The 20,404-nt window shown below is 72.5% G+C and carries 20 protein-coding genes and 1 pseudogene; 15 read left to right on the forward strand and 6 right to left on the reverse strand.

Annotated elements, in window-relative coordinates; translation table 11 throughout:
• The first annotated feature begins 331 nt into the window (after nucleotides 1-331).
• The 9 genes from sigK to ACFFXY_RS10495 all read left to right on the forward strand — a co-directional run bounded on the left by sigK (nucleotide 332) and on the right by ACFFXY_RS10495 (nucleotide 9,276).
• Nucleotides 332-949 carry an ECF RNA polymerase sigma factor SigK gene (sigK, locus tag ACFFXY_RS10455; protein ID WP_382349409.1) on the forward strand — a complete coding sequence of 206 codons (618 nt, stop codon included), beginning with the start codon at nucleotides 332-334 and terminating at the stop codon, nucleotides 947-949.
• A complete protein-coding gene (locus ACFFXY_RS10460; protein ID WP_382349412.1) occupies nucleotides 946-1,731 on the forward strand; it encodes an anti-sigma factor in 786 nt (261 codons plus the stop codon). The genes sigK and ACFFXY_RS10460 overlap by 4 nt, the downstream gene beginning before the upstream one ends.
• A gap of 145 nt (nucleotides 1,732-1,876) precedes the next feature.
• Complete coding sequence (locus tag ACFFXY_RS10465; RefSeq protein ID WP_382350613.1) at nucleotides 1,877-2,776, forward strand: acyl-CoA desaturase; 900 nt, start codon at nucleotides 1,877-1,879, stop codon at nucleotides 2,774-2,776.
• A 12-nt stretch (nucleotides 2,777-2,788) separates the two neighbouring features.
• Entirely contained in the window at nucleotides 2,789-3,916 is a 1,128-nt protein-coding gene (locus tag ACFFXY_RS10470; RefSeq protein ID WP_382349418.1) for an alpha/beta hydrolase, read from the forward strand.
• Nucleotides 3,917-3,974: 58 nt separating this feature from the next.
• Nucleotides 3,975-5,240, forward strand: a complete 1,266-nt coding sequence (locus ACFFXY_RS10475; protein ID WP_382349421.1) for an NAD(P)/FAD-dependent oxidoreductase — start codon at nucleotides 3,975-3,977, stop codon at nucleotides 5,238-5,240.
• Nucleotides 5,234-5,989, forward strand: a complete 756-nt coding sequence (locus tag ACFFXY_RS10480; protein ID WP_382349423.1) for a DUF1365 domain-containing protein — start codon at nucleotides 5,234-5,236, stop codon at nucleotides 5,987-5,989. Before ACFFXY_RS10475 ends, ACFFXY_RS10480 begins: the two co-directional genes overlap by 7 nt.
• Nucleotides 5,973-7,205: a class I SAM-dependent methyltransferase gene (locus tag ACFFXY_RS10485; RefSeq protein WP_382349426.1), complete on the forward strand. Its 1,233-nt coding sequence runs from the start codon at nucleotides 5,973-5,975 to the stop codon at nucleotides 7,203-7,205. Before ACFFXY_RS10480 ends, ACFFXY_RS10485 begins: the two co-directional genes overlap by 17 nt.
• Entirely contained in the window at nucleotides 7,202-8,485 is a 1,284-nt protein-coding gene (locus ACFFXY_RS10490; protein WP_382349429.1) for a class I SAM-dependent methyltransferase, read from the forward strand. Before ACFFXY_RS10485 ends, ACFFXY_RS10490 begins: the two co-directional genes overlap by 4 nt.
• The gene (locus ACFFXY_RS10495) at nucleotides 8,482-9,276 is read left to right on the forward strand and encodes a DUF1295 domain-containing protein (protein ID WP_382349431.1); all 795 of its coding nucleotides are present in this window, start codon (nucleotides 8,482-8,484) and stop codon (nucleotides 9,274-9,276) included. Before ACFFXY_RS10490 ends, ACFFXY_RS10495 begins: the two co-directional genes overlap by 4 nt.
• Before the next feature lie 66 nt (nucleotides 9,277-9,342).
• Here the strand turns inward: ACFFXY_RS10495 and ACFFXY_RS10500 are convergent, their stop codons facing one another.
• The 3 genes from ACFFXY_RS10500 to ACFFXY_RS10510 all read right to left on the reverse strand — a co-directional run bounded on the left by ACFFXY_RS10500 (nucleotide 9,343) and on the right by ACFFXY_RS10510 (nucleotide 11,824).
• On the reverse strand, nucleotides 9,343-9,879 hold the full coding sequence (locus ACFFXY_RS10500) for an EF-hand domain-containing protein (RefSeq protein WP_382349433.1): 537 nt from the start codon (nucleotides 9,877-9,879) through the stop codon (nucleotides 9,343-9,345).
• A 104-nt stretch (nucleotides 9,880-9,983) separates the two neighbouring features.
• Nucleotides 9,984-11,342 (reverse strand): Na+/H+ antiporter NhaA, encoded by a 1,359-nt coding sequence (gene nhaA / locus ACFFXY_RS10505; protein ID WP_382349435.1) that lies wholly within the window; start codon nucleotides 11,340-11,342, stop codon nucleotides 9,984-9,986.
• 125 nt (nucleotides 11,343-11,467) lie between these two features.
• The gene (locus ACFFXY_RS10510; protein ID WP_382349437.1) at nucleotides 11,468-11,824 is read right to left on the reverse strand and encodes a DoxX family protein; all 357 of its coding nucleotides are present in this window, start codon (nucleotides 11,822-11,824) and stop codon (nucleotides 11,468-11,470) included.
• A gap of 37 nt (nucleotides 11,825-11,861) precedes the next feature.
• Here ACFFXY_RS10510 and ACFFXY_RS10515 point away from each other — a divergent pair, with 37 nt between their 5' ends.
• Nucleotides 11,862-12,398, forward strand: a complete 537-nt coding sequence (locus tag ACFFXY_RS10515; protein WP_382349440.1) for a TetR/AcrR family transcriptional regulator — start codon at nucleotides 11,862-11,864, stop codon at nucleotides 12,396-12,398.
• Between the two features lie 100 nt (nucleotides 12,399-12,498).
• On the opposite strand, the pseudogene ACFFXY_RS10520 reads toward ACFFXY_RS10515, so the two are convergent.
• Nucleotides 12,499-13,425: pseudogene (locus ACFFXY_RS10520) on the reverse strand (MsnO8 family LLM class oxidoreductase); the annotation flags it as partial.
• A gap of 134 nt (nucleotides 13,426-13,559) precedes the next feature.
• Here ACFFXY_RS10520 and ACFFXY_RS10525 point away from each other — a divergent pair.
• The 4 genes from ACFFXY_RS10525 (at nucleotide 13,560) to ACFFXY_RS10540 (ending at nucleotide 17,303) form a co-directional block, all read left to right on the forward strand.
• Nucleotides 13,560-14,138: a TetR/AcrR family transcriptional regulator gene (locus ACFFXY_RS10525; RefSeq protein WP_382349442.1), complete on the forward strand. Its 579-nt coding sequence runs from the start codon at nucleotides 13,560-13,562 to the stop codon at nucleotides 14,136-14,138.
• Between the two features lie 20 nt (nucleotides 14,139-14,158).
• A complete protein-coding gene (gene gap / locus ACFFXY_RS10530) occupies nucleotides 14,159-15,154 on the forward strand; it encodes a type I glyceraldehyde-3-phosphate dehydrogenase (RefSeq protein ID WP_382349445.1) in 996 nt (331 codons plus the stop codon).
• Nucleotides 15,155-15,222: 68 nt separating this feature from the next.
• Nucleotides 15,223-16,404 carry an NAD(P)/FAD-dependent oxidoreductase gene (locus ACFFXY_RS10535; RefSeq protein ID WP_382349447.1) on the forward strand — a complete coding sequence of 394 codons (1,182 nt, stop codon included), beginning with the start codon at nucleotides 15,223-15,225 and terminating at the stop codon, nucleotides 16,402-16,404.
• The gene (locus ACFFXY_RS10540; RefSeq protein WP_382349450.1) at nucleotides 16,401-17,303 is read left to right on the forward strand and encodes an RNA polymerase sigma-70 factor; all 903 of its coding nucleotides are present in this window, start codon (nucleotides 16,401-16,403) and stop codon (nucleotides 17,301-17,303) included. Before ACFFXY_RS10535 ends, ACFFXY_RS10540 begins: the two co-directional genes overlap by 4 nt.
• A 67-nt stretch (nucleotides 17,304-17,370) precedes the next feature.
• Here ACFFXY_RS10540 and ACFFXY_RS10545 read toward each other — a convergent pair whose 3' ends face one another.
• Nucleotides 17,371-18,171 carry an SDR family NAD(P)-dependent oxidoreductase gene (locus tag ACFFXY_RS10545; RefSeq protein ID WP_382349453.1) on the reverse strand — a complete coding sequence of 267 codons (801 nt, stop codon included), beginning with the start codon at nucleotides 18,169-18,171 and terminating at the stop codon, nucleotides 17,371-17,373.
• Nucleotides 18,168-19,601: a DHA2 family efflux MFS transporter permease subunit gene (locus ACFFXY_RS10550; RefSeq protein ID WP_382349456.1), complete on the reverse strand. Its 1,434-nt coding sequence runs from the start codon at nucleotides 19,599-19,601 to the stop codon at nucleotides 18,168-18,170. Before ACFFXY_RS10550 ends, ACFFXY_RS10545 begins: the two co-directional genes overlap by 4 nt.
• Nucleotides 19,602-19,724: 123 nt before the next feature.
• On the opposite strand from ACFFXY_RS10550, the gene ACFFXY_RS10555 reads away from it, so the two are divergent.
• Nucleotides 19,725-20,375: a TetR/AcrR family transcriptional regulator gene (locus ACFFXY_RS10555; protein ID WP_382349459.1), complete on the forward strand. Its 651-nt coding sequence runs from the start codon at nucleotides 19,725-19,727 to the stop codon at nucleotides 20,373-20,375.
• Nucleotides 20,376-20,404 lie beyond the last annotated feature (29 nt).

The raw sequence follows: 20,404 nt of genomic DNA on the forward strand, positions 1-20,404 counted from the left end.
GCCGCGGCGGGCCGGGACAGTGCCGTCGTCTGTGTCCGGGCCGGCGGGTCAGGACGCGAGCAGCGGCGGGAGAGCGTCGGCCGGGATTCGTCCCGGTCGGCGCTTCTTCGCGTTCGGGGGCCGGTGCGGTCGAAGCAGGTCGCCTTCGCGTGCGCTCATGATCCCACCCCTGTCGCTGAATCCCGGTGCCCTTCATTCGCCGCCGCCTGCACGGATGGGTCGCATCGGCGGGCACCACCCCATCGGAGGCGATTTCGGCACCGCACCCATCCGCGGTCGCCCCGGCTCCGAATCGGTGGGGACTTGACCGATCGACCACGGGAGCGCGTTGATGTTCGAACAGGGTGCCCACACCCATCGCAGGGAGGACCGCGCGCACTTGTCGGCGGTGTCGGGCATCGACCCTGACACTTCCGAGTCACTCCTGCACCGCACCGCTCTGGGGGACGAGGACGCGTTCGCGATGCTGTACGACCGCACCGCGCCGCGCGTGTACGGGCTGTGCCTGCGCATCGTCCGCGATCCCGCGCAGGCCGAAGAGGTCGCCCAGGAGGCCATGGTCGAGGTGTGGCGCACCGCGACCCGCTTCGATGAGCGCCGCGGCTCGGCCAACGCGTGGATCACCACGATCGCCCACCGCAAAGCCGTCGACCGGGTCCGGTCGGCGCAGGCATCCGTGGACCGGGAGCGGCGCGTCGCCTCCACGTCGGCGGAGATCGAGTACGACCAGGTGGCCGAGGCCGCCGAAGGCCGCCTGGAGCACCGCCAGGTCCGCCGCTGCCTCAAGACGCTGACCGAGCTCCAGAGGCAGGCCGTCACTCTCGCCTACTTCGGCGGTCACACCTACGGCCAGGTCGCGACCTTGCTTGACTCGCCGGTCCCCACCGTGAAGTCCCGGATTCGGGACGGTCTGATCAAGTTGCGCGACTGCCTGGAGGCGGCCCGATGAGCACCGACGACCACGCCTTGATCGGCGCCTGGGCCCTCGACGCCGTGGACCCCGACGAGCGCGACCGCATCGAAGGCCACCTCGACTCGTGCGCCTCGTGCACGCAGGAGGCCGACGAACTGCGCGAAGCCGTCTCCCGCCTGTCCGATACGACGCGCGTCGACCCGCCGATGCGCCTGCGCGCAGCGGTTCTCGCTCGTGCGCACCACACACGCCAGGAGGCCCCCGCAACGCGCGCCCCCGAACCCGAAGGCTCCGGAGCGCGATCCGCCCGCAGCAGGGCCTCCCGCCTCGCGCAGCGGCGCAGGCCGCGGCCGCCGGCCATCGGCCGCAGGCGCCTGCGGCTGGGGCTGGGCGCGGTCGGGCTCGCCGCGGCCGCCGCGTTCGGCGGAGTGTTCGCCACCTGGTCGCTGCTGCCGCGAACCGCCCCCACTGAAGCCGATCGCGTATCGGCCGTCCTCGCGGCCCCCGACGCCGAGGTCGCCTTCACCGACGCCGAAGGCGCCGGCAGCGTCACCGTCATCTCCTCGGCCGGACTCGACCAAGCGGTGGTCGTGGTCTCGGGCCTTCCCGATGCCGGCGCCGACCACGCCTACCAAGTGTGGGCCGTGGAGGGCACGACACCGGTCTCAGCGGGCGTGATGGACCCCGGCGACTCCTCGTCGACCATGCTCATCGACGGCATGAGCGGCATCGAGATCATCGCCGTGACCAGAGAACCCGCAGGAGGCTCGGCGACGCCGACCCTGCCCGTGGTCGCCGACGTCCCCCTCGACGCCTGACATTTCGATGCGGCCGCCGTGCCATCCGCGGCGCATTCCGCGACGAATCAAGGGTGATCAGTCAAATCGATTCGGGGATTGAGGTGCCGGCATTGTGGTGACAACACAAGAGAGGCAGGGAGCGACGCGACGGGGCCATCGGCCCCTGCACGGCGAGCCTCGCGACGTCGGGCGCCAATCCCTGGTGTACCTGTTCCTGCTGGTCCCGATGGCGGCGCTGGTCGCGGCGGCGCCCTTCGCATGGGCGACCGGGCTGCTGTCGTGGACCGACATCGCCCTGGCCGTCGGGTTCTATGTCCTGACCTGCCACGGCATCACCGTCGGGTACCACCGGTTGTTCACGCACGGCTCCTACAAGCCGCACCGGCCGGTCAAGATCGCTCTGGCGATCCTGGGGTCGATGGCGGTGCAGGGCCCGGTGATCTCGTGGGTCGCCGACCACCGCCGACACCACGCGTTCGCAGACCGGGAGGGCGACCCGCACTCGCCGTGGCTGTTCGGGACCTCCGCATGGGCCCTCGCCAGGGGCTTCTGGCACGCGCACATGGGCTGGATGTTCCAGCCGCGCAACACCACCAATGCGGAGCGTTTCGCCCCTGACCTGCTCAAGGACCCCGACCTGGTCCGCATCGACCGGCTGTTCTGGCTTTGGACGGTCCTGACGTTCGCCCTCCCGGCCCTCCTCGGCGGCCTGATCACGATGTCGTGGGCGGGCGCGCTGACGGCGTTCTTCTGGGCGGGACTGGTCCGCGTCTCGGCGCTGCACCACGCGACCTGGTCGACGAACTCGGTGTGCCACATGATCGGCGAGCGCCCGTTCAAGAGCCGGGACCGGGCCGCGAACTTCTGGCCGCTCGCGCTCCTGTCGGGCGGGGAGTCCTGGCACAACTCGCATCACGCCGACCCTTCGTGCGCGCGGCACGGCGTCAAGCGCGGCCAGATCGATACCTCCGCGCGCCTCATCTGGCTCATGGAGCGGGCCGGATGGGTCTCGAACGTCAAGTGGCCCAACCCTGAACGCTTCGCCAAACTGGCCGTCGACTAGCCGAGGAGCCCCATGCCCTACGGACTGCTCGCCGCGCTCGCGGCGGCCGCGATCCCGACGCTTGCGGCGCTGACGGCCTCGGCCCGGCCCGGGCCCGCGGGCACGATCGTGTTCTACCTGAGCGTGGTCGTGAACGAGGCGCCGTTCCTGTGGCTCGCCTGGATCGGGTCCGCCACGGCGCTGACGTGGATGCTCGGCGGCCTCACTCCTGTGGGTGCCGCCTCCGCAGCCGCGGTGGCGCTGGGTCTGGCGGAGCTGGTCCGGCGCGGCGCGAAGGCCCGGCGGGTCCTGGAGCGGGCCATGGAACCGGTCCGCATGCCGCGTCGGGTCCCATACGGCCGCATCGTGTTTGGTCCGCTGCTGCGGCGGCGCTCCCGGGTCGAGCACCTCGCCGACCTCGCGTACGGCCCCGCGGACCGCCACCGGCTCGACCTCTACCGTCTCCCCGGCGCGACCGGCGGCCCGGTCCTGGTCCACTTCCACGGCGGCAGCTACTCCGCGGGCCGCAAGGACTCCCAGTCGCTGCCGCTGCTCTACCGCCTCGCGCAGGCCGGCTGGGTGTGCGTCAGCGCCGAGTACCGGCTGCGCCCGGCCGCCGGATTCGCCGACCACCTCGCCGACGCGCACCGCGTCGTCGCCTGGATCAGGACGCACGGGCTCGACTGGGGCGCCGACCCCGACCGGATCGTCCTGGCGGGTTCCTCCGCGGGCGCGCACCTGGCCGCCTCGGCCGCGTTCACCGCCGACTGCTCCCGTCTTCCAGACGTCGAGGCAGTCGACCTCCGGGTCAGCGGCGTCATCGGCTTCGGCGGCTACTACGGGACCTACTACGGCCAGGGCCCGCGGACCTCGCCCGCGGGTCTGGCCGGGCCCGCGGCCCCGCCGTGCCTCATCGTCCACGGCGACCGCGACACGATCGTCCCCGTCGCCGACGCGCGCCGCTTCGCCGAGGCCCTGCGCGGGGTCTCGCAACAGCCGGTCGTGTTCGCCGCGCTGCCCGGCGGGCAGCACGCCTTCGACCTGTGCGACTCGGTGCGCTTCGCCGCGGTCCTCGACGCCGTCGAGGCGTTCACCGCGGCGGTCCTGCCCGTGCGGCCGGGCGGCCAGGCCCGGCCCGCGCCGCACGCGCCGCCGCCGTGACCCATCCGGACCCGACCCGGCTCCGAATCAGGAGTGCACCGAGAGGAAAGGGAGCGCCTTGAGCACTCGATCCCGCACCGTCGCCGTCGTCGGCTCCGGCGTCGCCGGACTCACCGCCGCGCATCTGCTCCAGCGGACCGCCGACGTCACCGTCTACGAGGCCGACGACAGGCTCGGCGGGCACGCCCACACCCACGACGTGCGGCTCGGAGACCGGTCGGTGGCCGTCGACTCCGGGTTCATCGTCCACAACCGCCGCACCTACCCGCTGCTGTGCCGCCTCTTCGACGAGCTCGGCGTGACCACCCGGCCCACCGAGATGAGCATGTCGGTGCAGTGCCTGGAGTGCGGCCTCGAATACTGCGGCGCCCGCGGAGCCTCGGGCCTGTTCGCGCGGGCCGCGAACGCCGCCGACCCGCGCTTCTGGTCCCTGCTCGCCCAAGTGCCGCGCTTCCACGCCCGCGCCCGCCGCCTGCTCGCCGACCCCGGCGAGACCGAGCCGACCCTGGGGGAGTTCCTCGCCGCCGGGCGTTTCGGCGCCCACTTCACCAACCACTTCGTCGTCCCGCTCGTCTCGGCGGTCTGGTCCTGCGGCCCCCACCTCGTCGCCGACTACCCGGCCCGATACCTGTTCGCGTTCCTCGACAACCACGGGCTCCTGTCGGTGACCGGCTCCCCGACCTGGCGCACCGTCCAAGGCGGATCGCGCACGTACGTCGAGCTGATCGCCAAGCGGCTCAACGCCGTCCGCACCGGCGCACCGGTGGCCGCCGTGCGCCGCCACAGCGACGGAGCGACCGTCACCCTCGCCTCCGGCGAGACCGCCGAGCACGACGCCGTCGTCATCGCGACCCACCCCGACCAGGCGCTGCGCCTCCTCGCCGACCCCACCGGCGCCGAGACCGAAATCCTCGGCGCGATCACCTACTCCCGCAACCGGACCGTCCTCCACACCGACCCGTCCCCGCTGCCGCGCCGCGAACGCGCCCGCGGCTCTTGGAACTACCTCCTGCCCTCCTGCCGGCCCGGCCCCGGCGCCGTTGAGGTCTCCTACGACCTGCGCCGCCTCCAAGGACTCGACACCGACGCCGACGTCGTCGCCACCCTCGGCGACGCCGCCCGCATCGACCCCGACCGCGTCATCGCCGCCATGACCTACGAGCACCCGATCTACACCCCCGCCGCGCTCGCCGCGCAGCAACGCCTCGGCGAGCTCAACACCGGCCGCACCGCCTACGCGGGCGCCTACCACGGCTGGGGCTTCCACGAAGACGGCTGCCGCGCGGGCGTCGCGGCGGCGGCGAGCCTGGGGGCGACATGGTGACCGGCTGGGCCCGAGGCGCCTCGCTCTACGACGCGACGGTGCGCCACACCCGCCTGCGCCCCATCGCGCACCACCTGCGGCACCGCACCTTCTACTGGCTCCTCGACGTCGACGACCCGCCCCGCCCGCCCTGGTGGCTGCGCCCCTTCGCGGGCTTCCGCACCGCCGACCACATCACCGCGCCCGGCCAGAGTCTGCGCGCGAGCGTCACCGCCTTCGCCGCGGCCGAAGGCGTCGACACCGCCGGGTGCCGCATCACGATGCTCGCCCACGCCCGCGCCTTCGGACACGTCTTCAACCCCCTCACCGTCTACTGGTGCCGCCACCCCGACGACGGCCTGCGCTGCATCGTCGCCGAAGTCCACAACACCTACGGCGAACGCCACCGCTACCTCCTCACCCCCGGCGACGACGGCAGGGCCGAGGTCCCCAAGGAGTTCTACGTCTCCCCGTTCCTTCCTGTGGACGGCACCTACCGCATGGCCCTGCCCGAACCCGCCGACCGCCTCCACCTCTCGGTGGCCCTGGACCTCGACGCCGAGCCGATCCTCATCGCCGCCGTCGCCGGACGCCGCAGGCCCGCCGGGACCCGCGCGCTCCTGGCCGCGACCGCACGGCACCCGTTCAGCACCCTGGCCGTCACCGCCGACATCCGCCGTCACGGCATCGGGCTGTGGCTCAAGGGCCTGCCCGTCTTCGCCCGCGAGCCCCGACACGACCGAGAGGCACACCATGACCGCGTCCGCTGACACCCGCACCGACCCGGCCCGCTGGCCCGACGTCGCCGCCGTCCCGCACGCGCCCGTCCGCGCCCGATTCGCCTCGGAACTGGTGCGCCGCATCGCCGCCCGCGTCCCGCTGCGCGTGGAGACCCGGACCGGAGCCGTCGGCGACCCCGGCCTGCCCGTCCTGCTCCTCCACCGGCCCCAGGCGTTCTTCCACCGCGTCGGCACCGGCGGCCTCATCGGCTTCGGCGAGTCCTACCAGGCCGGCGACTGGGACTCCGACGACCTCCCGCGCCTGCTGACCGCCCTGGCCGCGAACGTCGACCACCTCGTGCCCCGCGGCCTCCAGACCCTGCGGCGGCCCTTCGCCGCCGCGGCCCCGTCCCGCCAGGACAACACCCGCGACAACGCCCGGCGCAACATCGCCGACCACTACGACCTCTCGAACGACCTGTTCGCGCTCTTCCTCGACGAGACCATGACCTACTCCTCGGCCCTGTTCGGCGGCGCCGACGCCACCTGGGACGACCTCGCCGAAGGCCAGCGCCGCAAGATCGACCGCCTCCTCGACCGCACCGGCGTCGGCCCCGGCACCCGGGTCCTGGAGATCGGCACCGGCTGGGGCGAGCTCGCCGTCCGCGCCGCCGAGCGCGGCGCCACCGTCCACACCATCACGCTCTCGGCCAACCAGCTCGAACGCGCGCAAGCGCTCGCGGCCCGGCGCGGCGTCGCCGACCGGATCGACGCCGAACTCCTCGACTACCGCGACCTGGCCCCGGGCCGCCGCTACGACGCCGTCGTCAGCGTCGAGATGATCGAGGCGGTCGGCGAACGCTACTGGCCCGAGTACTTCGCGACCCTGCGGTGCGCCCTCGAACCCGGCGGGAAGGTCGGCCTCCAGGCCATCACCATGCGCCACGACCGCATGACGGCCACCCGGCGCGGCTACACCTGGATCCACAAGTACATCTTCCCCGGCGGCATCATCCCGTCCCTGCCCGTCATCGAGCGGCACGCCGCCGCGGCCGGACTGCGCATCGGCGACCGCCTCGACTTCGGCGCCGACTACGCGCGGACCCTGCGGCTGTGGCGCGAGCGCTTCATTTCGCGCGCCGACCGGCTCGCCGGACTCGGCTTCGACGAGACCTTCAGGCGCACTTGGGAGTTCTACCTCGCCTACTCCGAAGCCGGATTCGCCACCGGCTACCTCGACGTCCGCCAACTCATCCTGGAGGCATGACGATGACACTCGCCCGAGAGCTGTACGACCTGGCCGCCAAAGCCACCGGCACCGTCCCTCCGATCCGGCTGCGCGCCTGGGACGGCAGCGAGGCCGGACCGAACGACGGCGGCCCGCTCCTGCGCCTCAACAGCCCCGACGCGCTCCGCAGGCTCCTGTGGCGTCCCGGCGAGCTCGGGCTCGCCCAGGCGTACATCCTCGGTGAGATCGACGTGGACGGCGACCTCGCCGACGGCCTGCGCCGCGTCCACCGCGCCGCCGCCGCGACCCGCGCCTCCACCGGCCTCGGCGCCGCCGTGTCCGCCCTGCCGTTCGCCTTGCGCCACAAGCTCATCGGCCGCAGACCCGACGCCGCCGGGCTCGAACACGCCGTCTCCGGGCGCCTGCACTCCAAGGGCCGCGACAAGGAGGTCGTCAGCTTCCACTACGACCTCTCCAACGAGTTCTACGAACTCATCCTCGACCCCGCGATGGTCTACTCGTGCGGGTACTGGACCTCCGAGGCGCCCTCCTACACGCTTGCGGACGCCCAGCGCGACAAGCTCGACCTCATCTGCCGCAAGCTCGGCCTCGCAGCGGGCTCGCGCCTGCTCGACGTTGGATGCGGCTGGGGCGCACTGGCCATGCACGCCGCCGAGCACTACGGAGCGCGCGTCACGGCCGTGACCCTCTCGGCCGAGCAGCACCGCTTCGCGACCGCCCGCGCCGCCGAACGCGGCCTCGCCGACCGGGTCGACTTCCGCCTGAGCGACTACCGCGACGTCACCGCCACCGGTTTCGACGCGGTCTCGACCGTGGAGATGGGCGAGCACGTCGGTCGCGACGGCTACGCGCCCTTCGTCTCCCGCCTGCGCGAACGCCTCGGCCCCGGCGGGAGGCTCCTCGTCCAGCAGATGTCCCGGGGGACCACCGCCCCCGGCGGCGGCCCGTTCATCGAGACGTACATCGCGCCCGACATGCACATGCGCCCCCTCGGCGAGACCGTCGCCCTCATCGAGGACGCCGGATTCGAGGTTCGCGACGTCGAGGCGATGCGCGAGCACTACACCCGCACCATCCGCGCCTGGCACGACACGCTCGAAGACCGCTGGGACGCCGCCGTGGACCTCGTCGGCCTGCCGACCGCCCGCGTCTGGCGCCTCTACATGGTCGGCGCGGCGCTGGCGTTCGAGGACCGCCGCATGGGCGTCGACCAGATCCTCGCGGTCGTCCCCGACGGCTTCGGCGACGCCGCCATGCCCCCCACGCGCCGCGCCCTCCTCGACGGGGCGCCCTCATGACCGACTGGGGCGCGCTCGCGGACAACCTCTCGGCCGCGGCCGTCGCCTCGCTGGCGGTCCTCCTCGCCGCCTTCGTCTTCGGCGCCGCCCGCGACCGCCACCGCGTCGTCGACGTCGCCTGGGGGCTCGCGTTCACCGCGATCGCCCTCGTCACGTTCGCGATGTCCGCCGGTCACGGCGATCCTTTGCGGCGCTGGCTCGTCATGGCGATGACCGTCGCCTGGGGACTGCGGCTCGCCGTCCACCTCCTGGTGCGCAACTGGGGCCACCCCGAGGACCGGCGCTACGCGGCGATGCTCGGCACGGCGAGAGGATCGCGCAACTGGTACGCGTTCCGCAAGGTCTACCTGCTCCAGGCCGCGATCGCCTGGTTCGTCTCCCTGCCTGTCCAACTCGCGCAGTACGATCCGTCACCGCCGGGTGCGCTCTTCTTCACCGGCCTGGCGCTGTGGGCCGTCGGTCTCGCCTTCGAGTCCGTCGGCGACGCCCAGCTGCGCGCGTTCCGCCGCGACCGGGCCAACCGGGGCCTCGTGCTCGACACGGGGCTGTGGCGCTACACCCGCCACCCCAACTACTTCGGCGACGCGTGCGTCTGGTGGGGCCTGTACCTGACCGCGTGCGGCACCTGGCCCGGCGCCGCCACGGTGCTCTCGGCGGCGCTCATGACCTACTTCCTCGCCGCCAAGACCGGCAAGCCCCTCATGGAATCGCACCTCGCCGCCACCCGCCCCGCGTACGCCGCGTACACGCGCCGCACCAGCGGCTTCCTGCCCCGCCCCCCGCGCGACTGAAAAGCCCCGGCTTCCTCAGGAAGCCGGGGCTTTCGCGGCGGTGTCGGGCAGTGCCCGGCGCTCCCGCTAGGCGTGCGTGAACAGGTCGAGCGAGCGCTCGCTGGTGTAGTACTCGGTCACGGCCGCCGTGGCCTCTTCGAGCGTGATCCGGCCGTCGCGGTCGCGGTCGATCGACTGGAGGTCCTGCTCGGCCACCTGCTCGTTCGGGGCCATGGCCTGGAGCGCCCGGGCCCATTCCTCGACCGAGACGTGGCCGTCGCCGTCGACGTCGGCGATTGCGATGACGCTCTGGACCCAGGGGCGCGCGATCGCGTCGAACCCCTCGGGGTTGTCCAGCAGCCGCTGCTCGGCGCCCTCGACGAACTCGCTCTCGCTGATCGAGCCCGAGCCGTCGGCGTCGACGGCCTCGGCGAGTCCGACGAAGAACCTGCGGGCCCCTTCGAGGATCGCCGACGCCGCAGGCGAGCCCTCCTGGACCTCGAACTCCTCGATGACGCGGCGGGCCATCGCCGCGAAGTCGTCGGCGGTGACCTCGCCGTCGCCGTCGACGTCGAAGGTCGCGAACCGGGTGCGCATCTTCGTGCGGTAGTCGTTCTGGCTCATGAAGTCTCCTCCTGGGCGGTGCTGGTCCTTGCCACGGAACAGTCTGCAGTCCGCCGCGGCGTATGCGCGGGAGCACGAGCCGGAAGCCCCCGCGTGTCGCGGCGTCAGCCCGGTGCGGGACCGGGCCCGCGGGTGGCGCGGGCGATGAGGGCGGATCCGGCGAGGGCCGCGGCGAGGGAGCCGACCAGGACCCCGATCTTGGCCTCGTCGGCGAGGACCGGGGTGTCGTGGAAGGCGAGTTCGGTGATGAACAGGGCGACGGTGAACCCGATCCCGGCGACGGCGGCGATGCCGGTGAGCAGCGGCCATCGCGTGCCCTCGGGCAGGCGCCCGGCGCCGGTCCGCACCGCGATCCAGACCGCGGCGGTGATGCCCAGAGTCTTGCCGACGACCAGGCCGAGGACGATGCCGATGGTGACGGTCGATGCGGCGGCCGCGGCGAGGAGGTCTCCGGAGAGGACTACTCCGGCGTTGGCGAGGGCGAACAGCGGCAGCACGATGAAGGAGGAGAACGGGTGGTGCCGGTGCTGGAGGCGGTGGGTCGGCGGTTGGGCGTCGCGGGTGAGGCGGATGAGCTGCTCGGTCTCTTCGAGGGTGAGGCCCTCCTTGGCGAGCTCCTGCGCTTTGGCATGGGCCACTTGGGGGTCCAGGAGCGGCTTGGCGGCGATGACCAGGCCCATGGCGACCCCGGCGATGGTGGCGTGGACGCCCGATTCGAGGACGGCCAGCCACAGTGCGATGCCGACGACCAGGTAGACCGGGGCAGACCAGACGTTGAGCAGGCGCAGCCCGATCGCGAGGGCGAGGATGGCCCCGGCGGCGGCCAGCCAGGGCCCGGAGAGGTCGTCGGTGTAGAAGACGGCGATGACGGCGATGGCGCCGAGATCGTCGACGATCGCGAGGGTCAGCAGGAACACCTTCGCGGCCGAGGGGATGCGGGAGCCGAACAGGGCGAGGACGCCGACGGCGAACGCGATGTCGGTCGCCATGGGGACGCCCCAGCCGTGCGCGCCGTCGCCGCCGGTGTTGAAGGCGGCGTACAGGAGCGCGGGGACGGCCATGCCGCCGATCGCCCCGGCCACGGGCGCGACGGCGTTGCGGACCCGCCGCAGCTCGCCGGAGACGATCTCGGACTTGATCTCCATGCCCACGACGAAGAAGAAGACCGCCATGAGGGCGTCGTTGATCCACTCGCGCAGTGTGTGGTGGAGCTCGAAGTCGCCGATGCGGATCGTGATGTCCAGGCCCCAGAGCGCTTCGAAGGAGGCGGCCCACGGCGAGTTCGCCCAGATCAGCGCGAGAGCGGCGCAGATGACGAGGACGACCCCGGCGGCGGGCTCGATCTTGAGGAACTCCGCGGCCGGGCGTCCGACGTAGCGGGCGAGGGGCTTGCGCGAGTACAGGAACGCGGGGCGGTCGCGCCAGAGGGGGGACTTCCAGGGTTCCTTCGAGGCGGTGGGCACGGTGCGGCTCCGTTTCGGGGTCGCTGACAGGACTCGCCGACCAGCCTTCCCGGCACACCGCGGCCAACCCTACACGACACGAACTGACATCACCTATGTCGACATCCCCGCGAGGTGGTCGGCGATCAGGCGAAGGAGTACAGGAGCGTGAACACGCTCAGCGCGAGCATCCCGGTGGCGTTGAGGAAGAGGTTCCGGCCGAAGTCGCGCGCCCGCACGTGCATGGCGATGGCGACGAGGAAGTAGAGGACCACCGCGGACGAGGTCAGCGCGCCGAGGTACGGCACCCAGATCCCGGCGAGGAGGCCCGCGGCCGCGGCCAGCTTGATCGGGGCGGCGGCCCACCACCAGCGGCGGGGGAAGCCGACGTCCTCGAAGCACTTGGCCACGAAGGGGACCGGCTTGATGCACAGCAGGGCGTCGCCGAAGGAGACGGCGGCCAGCACGAGGACCGGCCAGAGGGGGTCGGGGAAGGCGTTCATGAAATCACCGTACCATACCGTATGGTACGGTGCCGGTATGACGACTCGCGACCGCTGGATCGACGAAGGGCTCGCCGTGCTCGCCGAGCAGGGCGCGGACGGACTCCGCATCGACCGGATCGCCGCCCGGCTCGGCCTCACCAAAGGCTCCTTCCACCACCACTTCGCGGGCGCGGACGACTACCGGGCGGCACTGCTGGAGCGGCACGAGCACGAGCAGTCCGACGCGCTCGCCGACCTCGCCTCAGCCGCCGCGGACGGGCTGCCCGAGGCCGCCTTCTCGCTCCTCGCCGACCGGGTGGCCGACGTCCTCGACACCGACCGCGAACGCGCAGTCCGCGCCTGGAGCGCCACCGACCCGGCCGCGCGCGCCGCCCAGGAGCGCCTTGACACCGCGCGCCTGCGACTCCTCGAACGGCTGTGGGCCAGGCACATCGGCGAGAGCGACCGCTCCCGGTCAGCCGCGCTCCTGCCCCACTTGGTGGTCGCGGGCATCGGCGCGGTCCACCCGCGCCCCACCCCGGAACAGATCCGCGCCGTCTTCGCCCTCCTCGCCGAGATCGCCCCGGGCTAGGCCGATCGCCCGTCTGTAAGGGGTGCGGGAGGCCGGCGAGCTCGGAGAGGCGGCGATGGGAGTCGAAGAGGGCCTTGCGGTCGTGGGACGAGGTGCCGATGAGGAGTTCGTCCGCTCCGGTGGACTCGACCAGGTCGGCGAGGAGCGGGGCCACCTCGTCCGCGGTGCCGTAGATCGCGCCCGCCAGCGCCTGTTCGAGGTGCTTGGACTCGCGGCCGGTCTTCTCGGCGGCTCTGATCTGGACTGCGGGTCGCAGCGGCGGGAACTCGCCTTTGGTGCGGGACAGCGCGGTCGACCAGTACTCGGGAAGGAGCAGGTCCTCGGCCGCCTCCCGGGTCTCGGCGACGGCGACGCTCTGCGCCACGACGACGTACGGCTCGGACCGCCATGCGGAGGGCCGGAAGTCGCGCCGGTAGGCGTCGATCTTGGCGCGGGTCGCCTGGAGTCCTTTGGACGGTGCGATGACCAGGCCTACACCGTGCCTGGCGGCGTACTCCCCGCCCGAGCCCACCGCGAGGACGAAGGGGTCGGGGCGCAGCCCTTCACCGGGCCGGGCGTGCACGCCCGGGTGGGCGTCCTGCTCGCCGGTGAAGTAGCCGAGGAGTTCGGTCAGGAGCTCGTCGAAGTGGTCGGCCTCGTCCAGGTCGTGGCCGAGCGCGGCTCGTACGGCCGGGACGAAGCCGAGGGTGCGTCCGAGGCCCATGTCGATGCGGTCTTCGAAGAGCGAGGCGAGGACGCCGAACTGCTCGGCGACCACCAGCGGGCGGTGGTTGGGCAGCATGACGCCGCCGGTGCCGACCCGGATCCGCGAGGTCGCTGCGGCGACGGCCGCCGCCAGGACGGTGGGCGCCGAACCGGCGATGCCGGGCACGCTGTGGTGCTCGGCCACCCAGTAGCGGTGAAAGCCCAGTTCCTCGGCCTGCTTGGCATTGGCGACGACGTCGCGCAGGGTTTCAGAGGGGGTTTCGCCCTCGACGATCACGGCGCGGTCGAGCAGTGAGAGCCGGAGGGGGTGCGGAGTCCTCATACACCGCGCAACGTCGGCGCGGGCGCGATTGTTTCGCGATCTGCGCCGAGCGTGCCCGGCCTCACCGGCGCCCCGATCGGGACGGCTCCCGTACCGCGCCCACTTCTGTACATACTAGTTGTTACACTGGTGTCATGAGTTCGCGAGACCAGTTGACCGGGGCGATGGCCGACCTGTTGTGGGAGCGGGGGTACGCCGCGACCAGCCCGCGTGACGTGATGGCGCGCGCGGGGGTCGGCCAAGGCAGCATGTACCACCACTTCAGCGGCAAGCACGAACTGGCCGTCGAAGCGCTGTCGGCCGTCGTCGGCGAAGTGATGGGCGAGTCCTCGCTGCTCCAAGGCGAAGGGTCGCCCTTGGAGCGGATGAAGCGGTACCTGTCCGCGCCGCGCCCCGGGACGCAGGGATGCCGGGTCGGCCGGATGACGCAGGACCCGCAGGTGGTGTCCGATCCGGACCTCCTGTCGATCGTCTCCGGCGCTTTCGAGGCGATGCTGGGCCGCTGGGAGGAGACCATCACCGCCGCGATCGAAGCGGGGGAGCTGCCCCGGAGCACCGATCCGGCCGAACTCGCCCGCACGCTCGCCGCGGTCATCCAGGGCGGGTACGTGCTCGCCCGCGCCGGCGGCGACCAAGGACCGATGGACGCGGCAATCCGCGGAGCGGTGGCGCTGCTCGACGCCGCGCACGCCTCCGTCCGCGCCGACCGCTGACCAGGAAGAAGGAACCCATCATGACCGTTCGGATCGGCATCAACGGATTCGGCCGCATCGGCCGCTCCTACCTGCGCGCCGCCCTGCGAAGCGGCGCCGACGTCCAAGTCGTCGCCGTCAACGACATCGCCGACGCCGCCACCCTCGCCTCGCTCCTGGAATGGGACTCCCAGACCGGGCACCTCGACGGCGTCAAGGCCGACGCGGACGCGATCCTGGTCGGCGGCAACCGCATCCGCGTCACCGCCGAGCGCGACCCCGCGAACATCCCCTGGGGCGAGGCGGACGTCGACGTCGTCCTCGAATCCACGGGCCACTTCGCCACCGAGGCCGGGGCGCGGCGCCACCTCGACGCCGGGGCCCGCAAGGTCCTCATCTCCGCGCCCGCCGACTCCGGCGTCCCCGCGGTCGTGCTCGGCGTCAACGACGAGGCGGTCGACTTCACCGGGGACGTGTTCTCCAACGGCTCCTGCACCACCAACTGCCTCGCCCCCATGGCGAAGGTCCTCCACGAGGCCTTCGGCATCGAGTCCGGCCTCATGACCACCGTCCACGCCTACACCAGCGACCAGCGCCTCCTCGATGCCCCGCATTCCGACCTGCGCCGCGCCCGCTCCGCGGCCGTGTCCACGATCCCCACCTCTTCGGGCGCGGCCCGCACCATCGGCCGGATCATCCCCGAACTGGACGGGAAGCTCACGGGTCTGGCGCTGCGCGTCCCGGTGCCGGTCGGCTCGATCACCGACCTCACCGCCCGCCTCACGCGCCCGGCGAGCGTCGAGGAGGTCAACGCGGCCTTCCGCGAAGCGGCGGCGAGCCCGGCCCTGTCGCCGTACCTGGCGTACTCCCAGGCGCCCCTGGTGTCGTCCGACATCGTCGGCAACCCCTACTCGGCCATTTTCGACGCGCCGCTGACACAGGCGGTCGGCGACCAGGTCAAGATCTTCGCCTGGTACGACAACGAATGGGGGTTCTCCAACCGCCTCGTCGAACTGTCCCAGCGCATCGCCACCTGACCGGCACCGCTCGCGGTGACGCGTGTCATCTGGTGTCACGCCTTCGGGCCGGCCGGTGTCTTGGGGGCATGATCGAACGCCTGAACTCCCCGAAGGTCGTCGTCCTCGGCGGCGGATACGCCGGAACGCTCGCGGCCAACCGCCTGCGGCAGCGCGGCGACGTCCAAGTCACCCTGGTCAACCCGCGCCCGCAATTCGTCGAGCGCATCCGGCTGCACCAGCTCGCGGCGGGCACCGGCGACGCCGAGATCGAGTACGGGACGCTGCTCGGCGAGGGGGTCGAACTCCTCGTCGACAGCGCCGACCGCATCGACCCCGCCGCGCGGACCGTCCACCTGTCCTCCGGCGGCGCGCTGGCCTACGACTACCTCGTCTACGCGGTCGGCAGCACCGGGGCGGTGCCCGCCGCGGTGCCCGGCGCCGCCGAGTTCGCTTACGGCATCGCCGAACTCGAACCCGCGCGGCGCCTGCGCGCCGACCTCGAAGCGCTGGCGATGGACGCGCCGGTCACCGTGGTCGGCGGCGGGCTCACCGGCATCGAGATCGCGGCCGAACTCGCCGCGCAGGGTCGCGAGGTCGCGCTCGTGTGCGGCCGCGTCCTCGCCCCGTACCTGAGCGGGCCCGGGCGGCGGTATGTCGCCAAGTGGCTCGACAGGAACGGGGCCACCGTGATCGAGGGCGACAGCGTCGCCGAAGTGCGGGCCGACGCGGTCCGGCTCGCCAGCGGCGTCGAGCGGGCGAGCGCTGTGACGGTCTGGACGGCCGGGTTCGCCGTGCCCGGCCTGGCCGCGGCGAGCGGGCTGTCCACCGATGATCTCGGGCGGCTGCTCACCGACGAGACGCTGACCAGCGTCGACGACGACCGCATCGTCGCGGCGGGCGACTGCGCCGCACCCTCGGGGCGGCCGCTGCGGATGAGCGGGTACGCGGCCGGGCCGCTCGGGGCGCGGGCCGCCGACACGGTGCTCAGCCGCCTCGCCGGGACCGAGCCGGACGTGATCGACCTCGGGTTCACCGGCGCGTGCGTGAGCCTGGGCCGGCGTGACGGCATCCGGCAGATCGGCCGCAAGGACGACTCCATGACCGGCCTGTTCATCGGCGGCCGTCTGGGGGCGATCATCAAGGAGGCGACCTGCCGGTTCGTGGTCGCCAAACGCATCCGCCTCGAAGCGCGCAAGCCCGGCACGATGGTCTGGATCAAGGGCGGTCCGCGCGCGGTGGACCCGGCGGCGGATCGGAGTGCGGCATGAGCGCCGAAGCCTCGCACGAGCACGCCGAGCGTTTCACGGCGCTGCGGCCGCTGCTGTTCACCATCGCCTACGAGATCCTCGGATCGGCGACCGAGGCCGACGACGTCCTCCAGGACGGCTACCTGCGATGGTCCCGAGTGGACCTGGCGGAGGTGCGGGACACCAGGTCGTACCTGGCGAAGCTGGTGACCAGGCAGGCGCTCAACGCACTGCGGGCGAGCAGCCGCCGCCGCGAGGACTACGTGGGGCCGTGGCTGCCCGAGCCGCTGCTGCTGGACGAGCGGGACGCCTCGGCGGACGCCGTCCTGGCCGAATCGGTGTCGATGGCGATGCTCGTGGTCCTCGAAACCCTCACCCCCGACGAGCGCGCGGTGTTCGTCCTGCGGGAGGTCTTCGGTTTCGAGCACCAGGAGATCGCCGCGGCCGTCGGGAAGTCCGTCGCGGCGGTGCGCCAGACGGCGCATCGCGCCCGCGGCCACGTGCGGGCCCGCCGCAAGCGCTTCGCGCCCGTCGGGGCCGAGACCGAGCGGATCACCGAGCAGTTCATGGCCGCCAGCGCCACCGGCGACCTGGACGGGCTGCTCGCACTGCTCGCCCCGGACGCGGTGTGGACTGCCGACGGCGGCGGCAAGACGATCGCGTCCCGCAGCCCGGTGGTCGGCGCGGCGAAGGTCGCCGCCGCCGTCCTCGACATCTTCCACAGGCGACGGACGATGCCGGGTCTGCGGATCGAGACGGTCAACTGCAACGGCGCCCCCGCGATCGCCGCCTACGTCGAGGACCGCCTCGAAGGCGTCTTCCTGCTCGTGGTCGCCGCCGGGAGGATCACCGACTTCTACGCGATCCGCAACCCCGACAAACTCCTCGCCATGACCACCGCCCACCGCATCAGCCGATGACGATGGGCCAATGGCCGACTCGCGCGTCGACAGCCAGCCGCGCCGACCCCCGGCGGCAGGGGCGGGCTCAGTGACGCAGCAGTTCGGTGGTGAGCCGGTGGAGGCGGGTCGCCGCGTGGTCGTCGGCTGCACTCGTGCGGTGGTCGATGCGCCGATTGATGGCGAAGGCGCTCACCGGATCGGCTGGCGGCGCGTCTACTAGGGCGGCGAGGTGCGGGACGATCCGGTCGACCGGCGTGGCGGTCCGTTTCATGCGCTCGACGAGGGCCGCCGTGGCGGGGTCGAACTCCCCGGCGAAGCTGGAGGCGATGCTGCCGGGGTTGACCAGGACGTACCTGGTCCGGGCGTCCGGATGCTCGGCGGCGAAGGAGAGCCCGAGGAGGTCGTTGGCCCTCCCGGCGTGGAACTGGGCCTCCATTCCCGAGTAGCCGCGGTGAAAACCCGGGTCGTCCCAGCGGATCTCGGGCTTGGGCGCGCCGGGTCCCGAGACGTTCAGCACGACCGGTGCGGGCGCGGCCTCCAAGCGGTCGAGCAGTCCGTGGCTCAGCTGGAACCGGCTGAGGTACTCCAGCGCGAAGCAGGCCTCGAAGCCCTCGGGCGTCTCGTGGCGGCGCGAGCGGAAGTACCTGGCGCACATAATGAGCGCGTCGATCGCCCCGAAGCGGGACGCGAGCAGGTCGATCACTCGCCGGTTCTCGGCGACCAGGCTCAGGTCGGCGCCGATGAAGTGCGCCCCGAGCCGCGCCAGCGACGCTCCCTTGTCCTCGCTGCGCCCGATCGCCACCACCGCGTCGCCTTGCGCGAGGTAGTGCCGGGCGAGTCCCGCGCCGAGGCCGTCGGTGCCGCCCGTGATGACGATCGTCCTCATGACCGCACCGCCCCGGCCTCGGCCTCCGTGCGGGATTCCGCCTCCGGCGGCGGCGCGCCGCCCGGCAGGGCCCAGGTGGCGGCCAGGACGGCCGCGAGGACCGCGGCCAGGAACCAGTACACGTTCGGGAACCCGCGGCCCTCGGCCGCGGTCGTCAGGATGAGCGCCACGACGGCGACGCCGATCGAGCCGCCAAGCTGGTTGAGCGTGTACAGCACCGAACTGCCCTGGGCCACTTGCGAAGCGGGCAGTGCCCGGTACAGCGATCCCATCGTGGGGGCGCTGACGAACCCGCTCGCGAGGCCCATGGCGAGCGTCGCGGCCACCGGCCACTCCAGCGGCGTGTCGGCGTCGAGGCGGGTCAGTCCGATCGCGCACGCCAGTAGGACGGTCGCTCCGGCGCGGGCGAGGACGCGGCTGCCGATCCGGTCGGAGATCCACCCGGCCAGCGGCATCGAGACGGTGCCGCCGAGCCCGAAGGGGGCGATGAGGAGTCCGGCCGCGAGGACGCTGGAGCCGTGCGCCTGCTGGTAGTACAGCGGCAGGACGATCAGGCTCGCGTACATCACGACCCCGGTGAGCCCCATGATGGCGACGCTCGCGCTGAAGCCCGGGTTCGCGAACATCCGCAGGTCGATCAGTGGCGCACTGCCGGGCCGCAGCGCCCGGATCGCGTACACCGCGAGCAGCACCGCGCCTGCCGCGAGCGGCAGCAGCGTCTGCCAGACGGCGAACGCCGAGTGCTCGGCGGCCTGCGAGGCCGCGAGGATGAGCGCGGCGACGCCGGGGCCGATGAGCGCCAGCCCGATGACGTCGAGCCGCGGCCGCTCCTGACCGACCTCCCGCGGCGGATCGGCGGGCAGCGCCCGCAGCGACAGGGCGAACACGACGGCGGCGATGAGGACGCTCAGGTAGAACATCCAGTGCCAGTCGAGGCGGTCGAGGACGGCGCCGCCGAAGATCGGGCCGACGACCGGCCCCAGGGACAGGACCACGCCCATGAGCCCCATGACCCGTCCGGCTCGGGCCGGACCGGCGGCGCGGGCCAGGAGGATCAGCACGAGCGGGTCGAGGATGCCCGCGCCGAAGCCCTGGAGGACCCGGAACGCGATGAGACTGCCTGCGTCCCAGGCGAAGGCCGCCGCGAGCGAGGCGGCGGCGAACAGCGCGAGGCCGACCAGCCACATCCGCTTGCCGCCGAACCGGTCCACGGCCCAGGTGGTGAAGGGGATGGCGACGGTGACGGCGAGCAGGAACCCGGTCGAGGCCCAGCCGATCGTGGCGAGGGAGGCGTCGAACTCCGCGGCGAGCAGGTCGAGGCCGACGGCGACCATGGTGCTGCTGAGCAGTCCGAGCACGCCGCCGAGCAGGATCACCCCGACCAGCCGCAGCAGCGCCGCGTCGAGGCGGTCGTTCCCAGTTGAGGACACGGGGACTCCAATCAAACCAGACTGACGAGTCTAAATTACTGATCTGGCGAGTATTGCATACTCAGGCGAACGGAAAAGTAGACCCATGGGTCCAATTTTGGGGAGGTCGTCTACGCTGGGGCGATGAGCGCCGCGACGAAGCAGACGGGACGGGCGGCCCCGCGGGGCCGCATGGACAAGCGGCAGGCGATCCTCGCCGCCGCGTTCGCGGTGTTCGCCCGTCACGGGTACGCGCAGGCGGGCGTCGACGAAGTCGCCACCGAAGCCGGAGTCGCCAAGGCCACGGTCTACAACCACTTCGGCGACAAGGAGACCCTGCTGCGCGAGGCGATCGCGGCCAGCGCCGAGGAGGCCACCGCCAAGAACCTCGCCGCCGTCGAACGCCTCGTCGACTCCGGCGGCGATCCGCGCGAACTCCTCGAAGACGTCGGCTTCCGCCTGATCCAGTGCTACTGCGACGAGCAGTCCTGGGCACTGCGGCGGCTGCTGTACGCCGAACTCTCCCACCTGCCGGACCTGCTGGAGATCGTGCAGGTCCGTGCCTCCGCGCGTGTCCAGCAGGCCCTCGCCGACCGGCTCGCGCGGCTCGCACTCGCCGGACGGCTGCGGATCACCGACCCGGACGCGGCCGTGGAGCAGCTGAGCGCCCTCCTCACCGGCCCGCTCGAAGCCCGCGCCGAATGGGGCACGCGCCGCCTGTCGGCCGCCGAGATGCGGCAGGTCGCGACGGCCGCGATCGGCACCTTCCTGCACGCCTTCGGCCCCCGGGACTGATGACGTTCCAGCCGGGTGGCTGGAGGCAC

This window comes from Glycomyces mayteni (assembly GCF_042428885.1).
GTDB lineage: Bacteria > Actinomycetota > Actinomycetes > Mycobacteriales > Micromonosporaceae > Glycomyces > Glycomyces mayteni.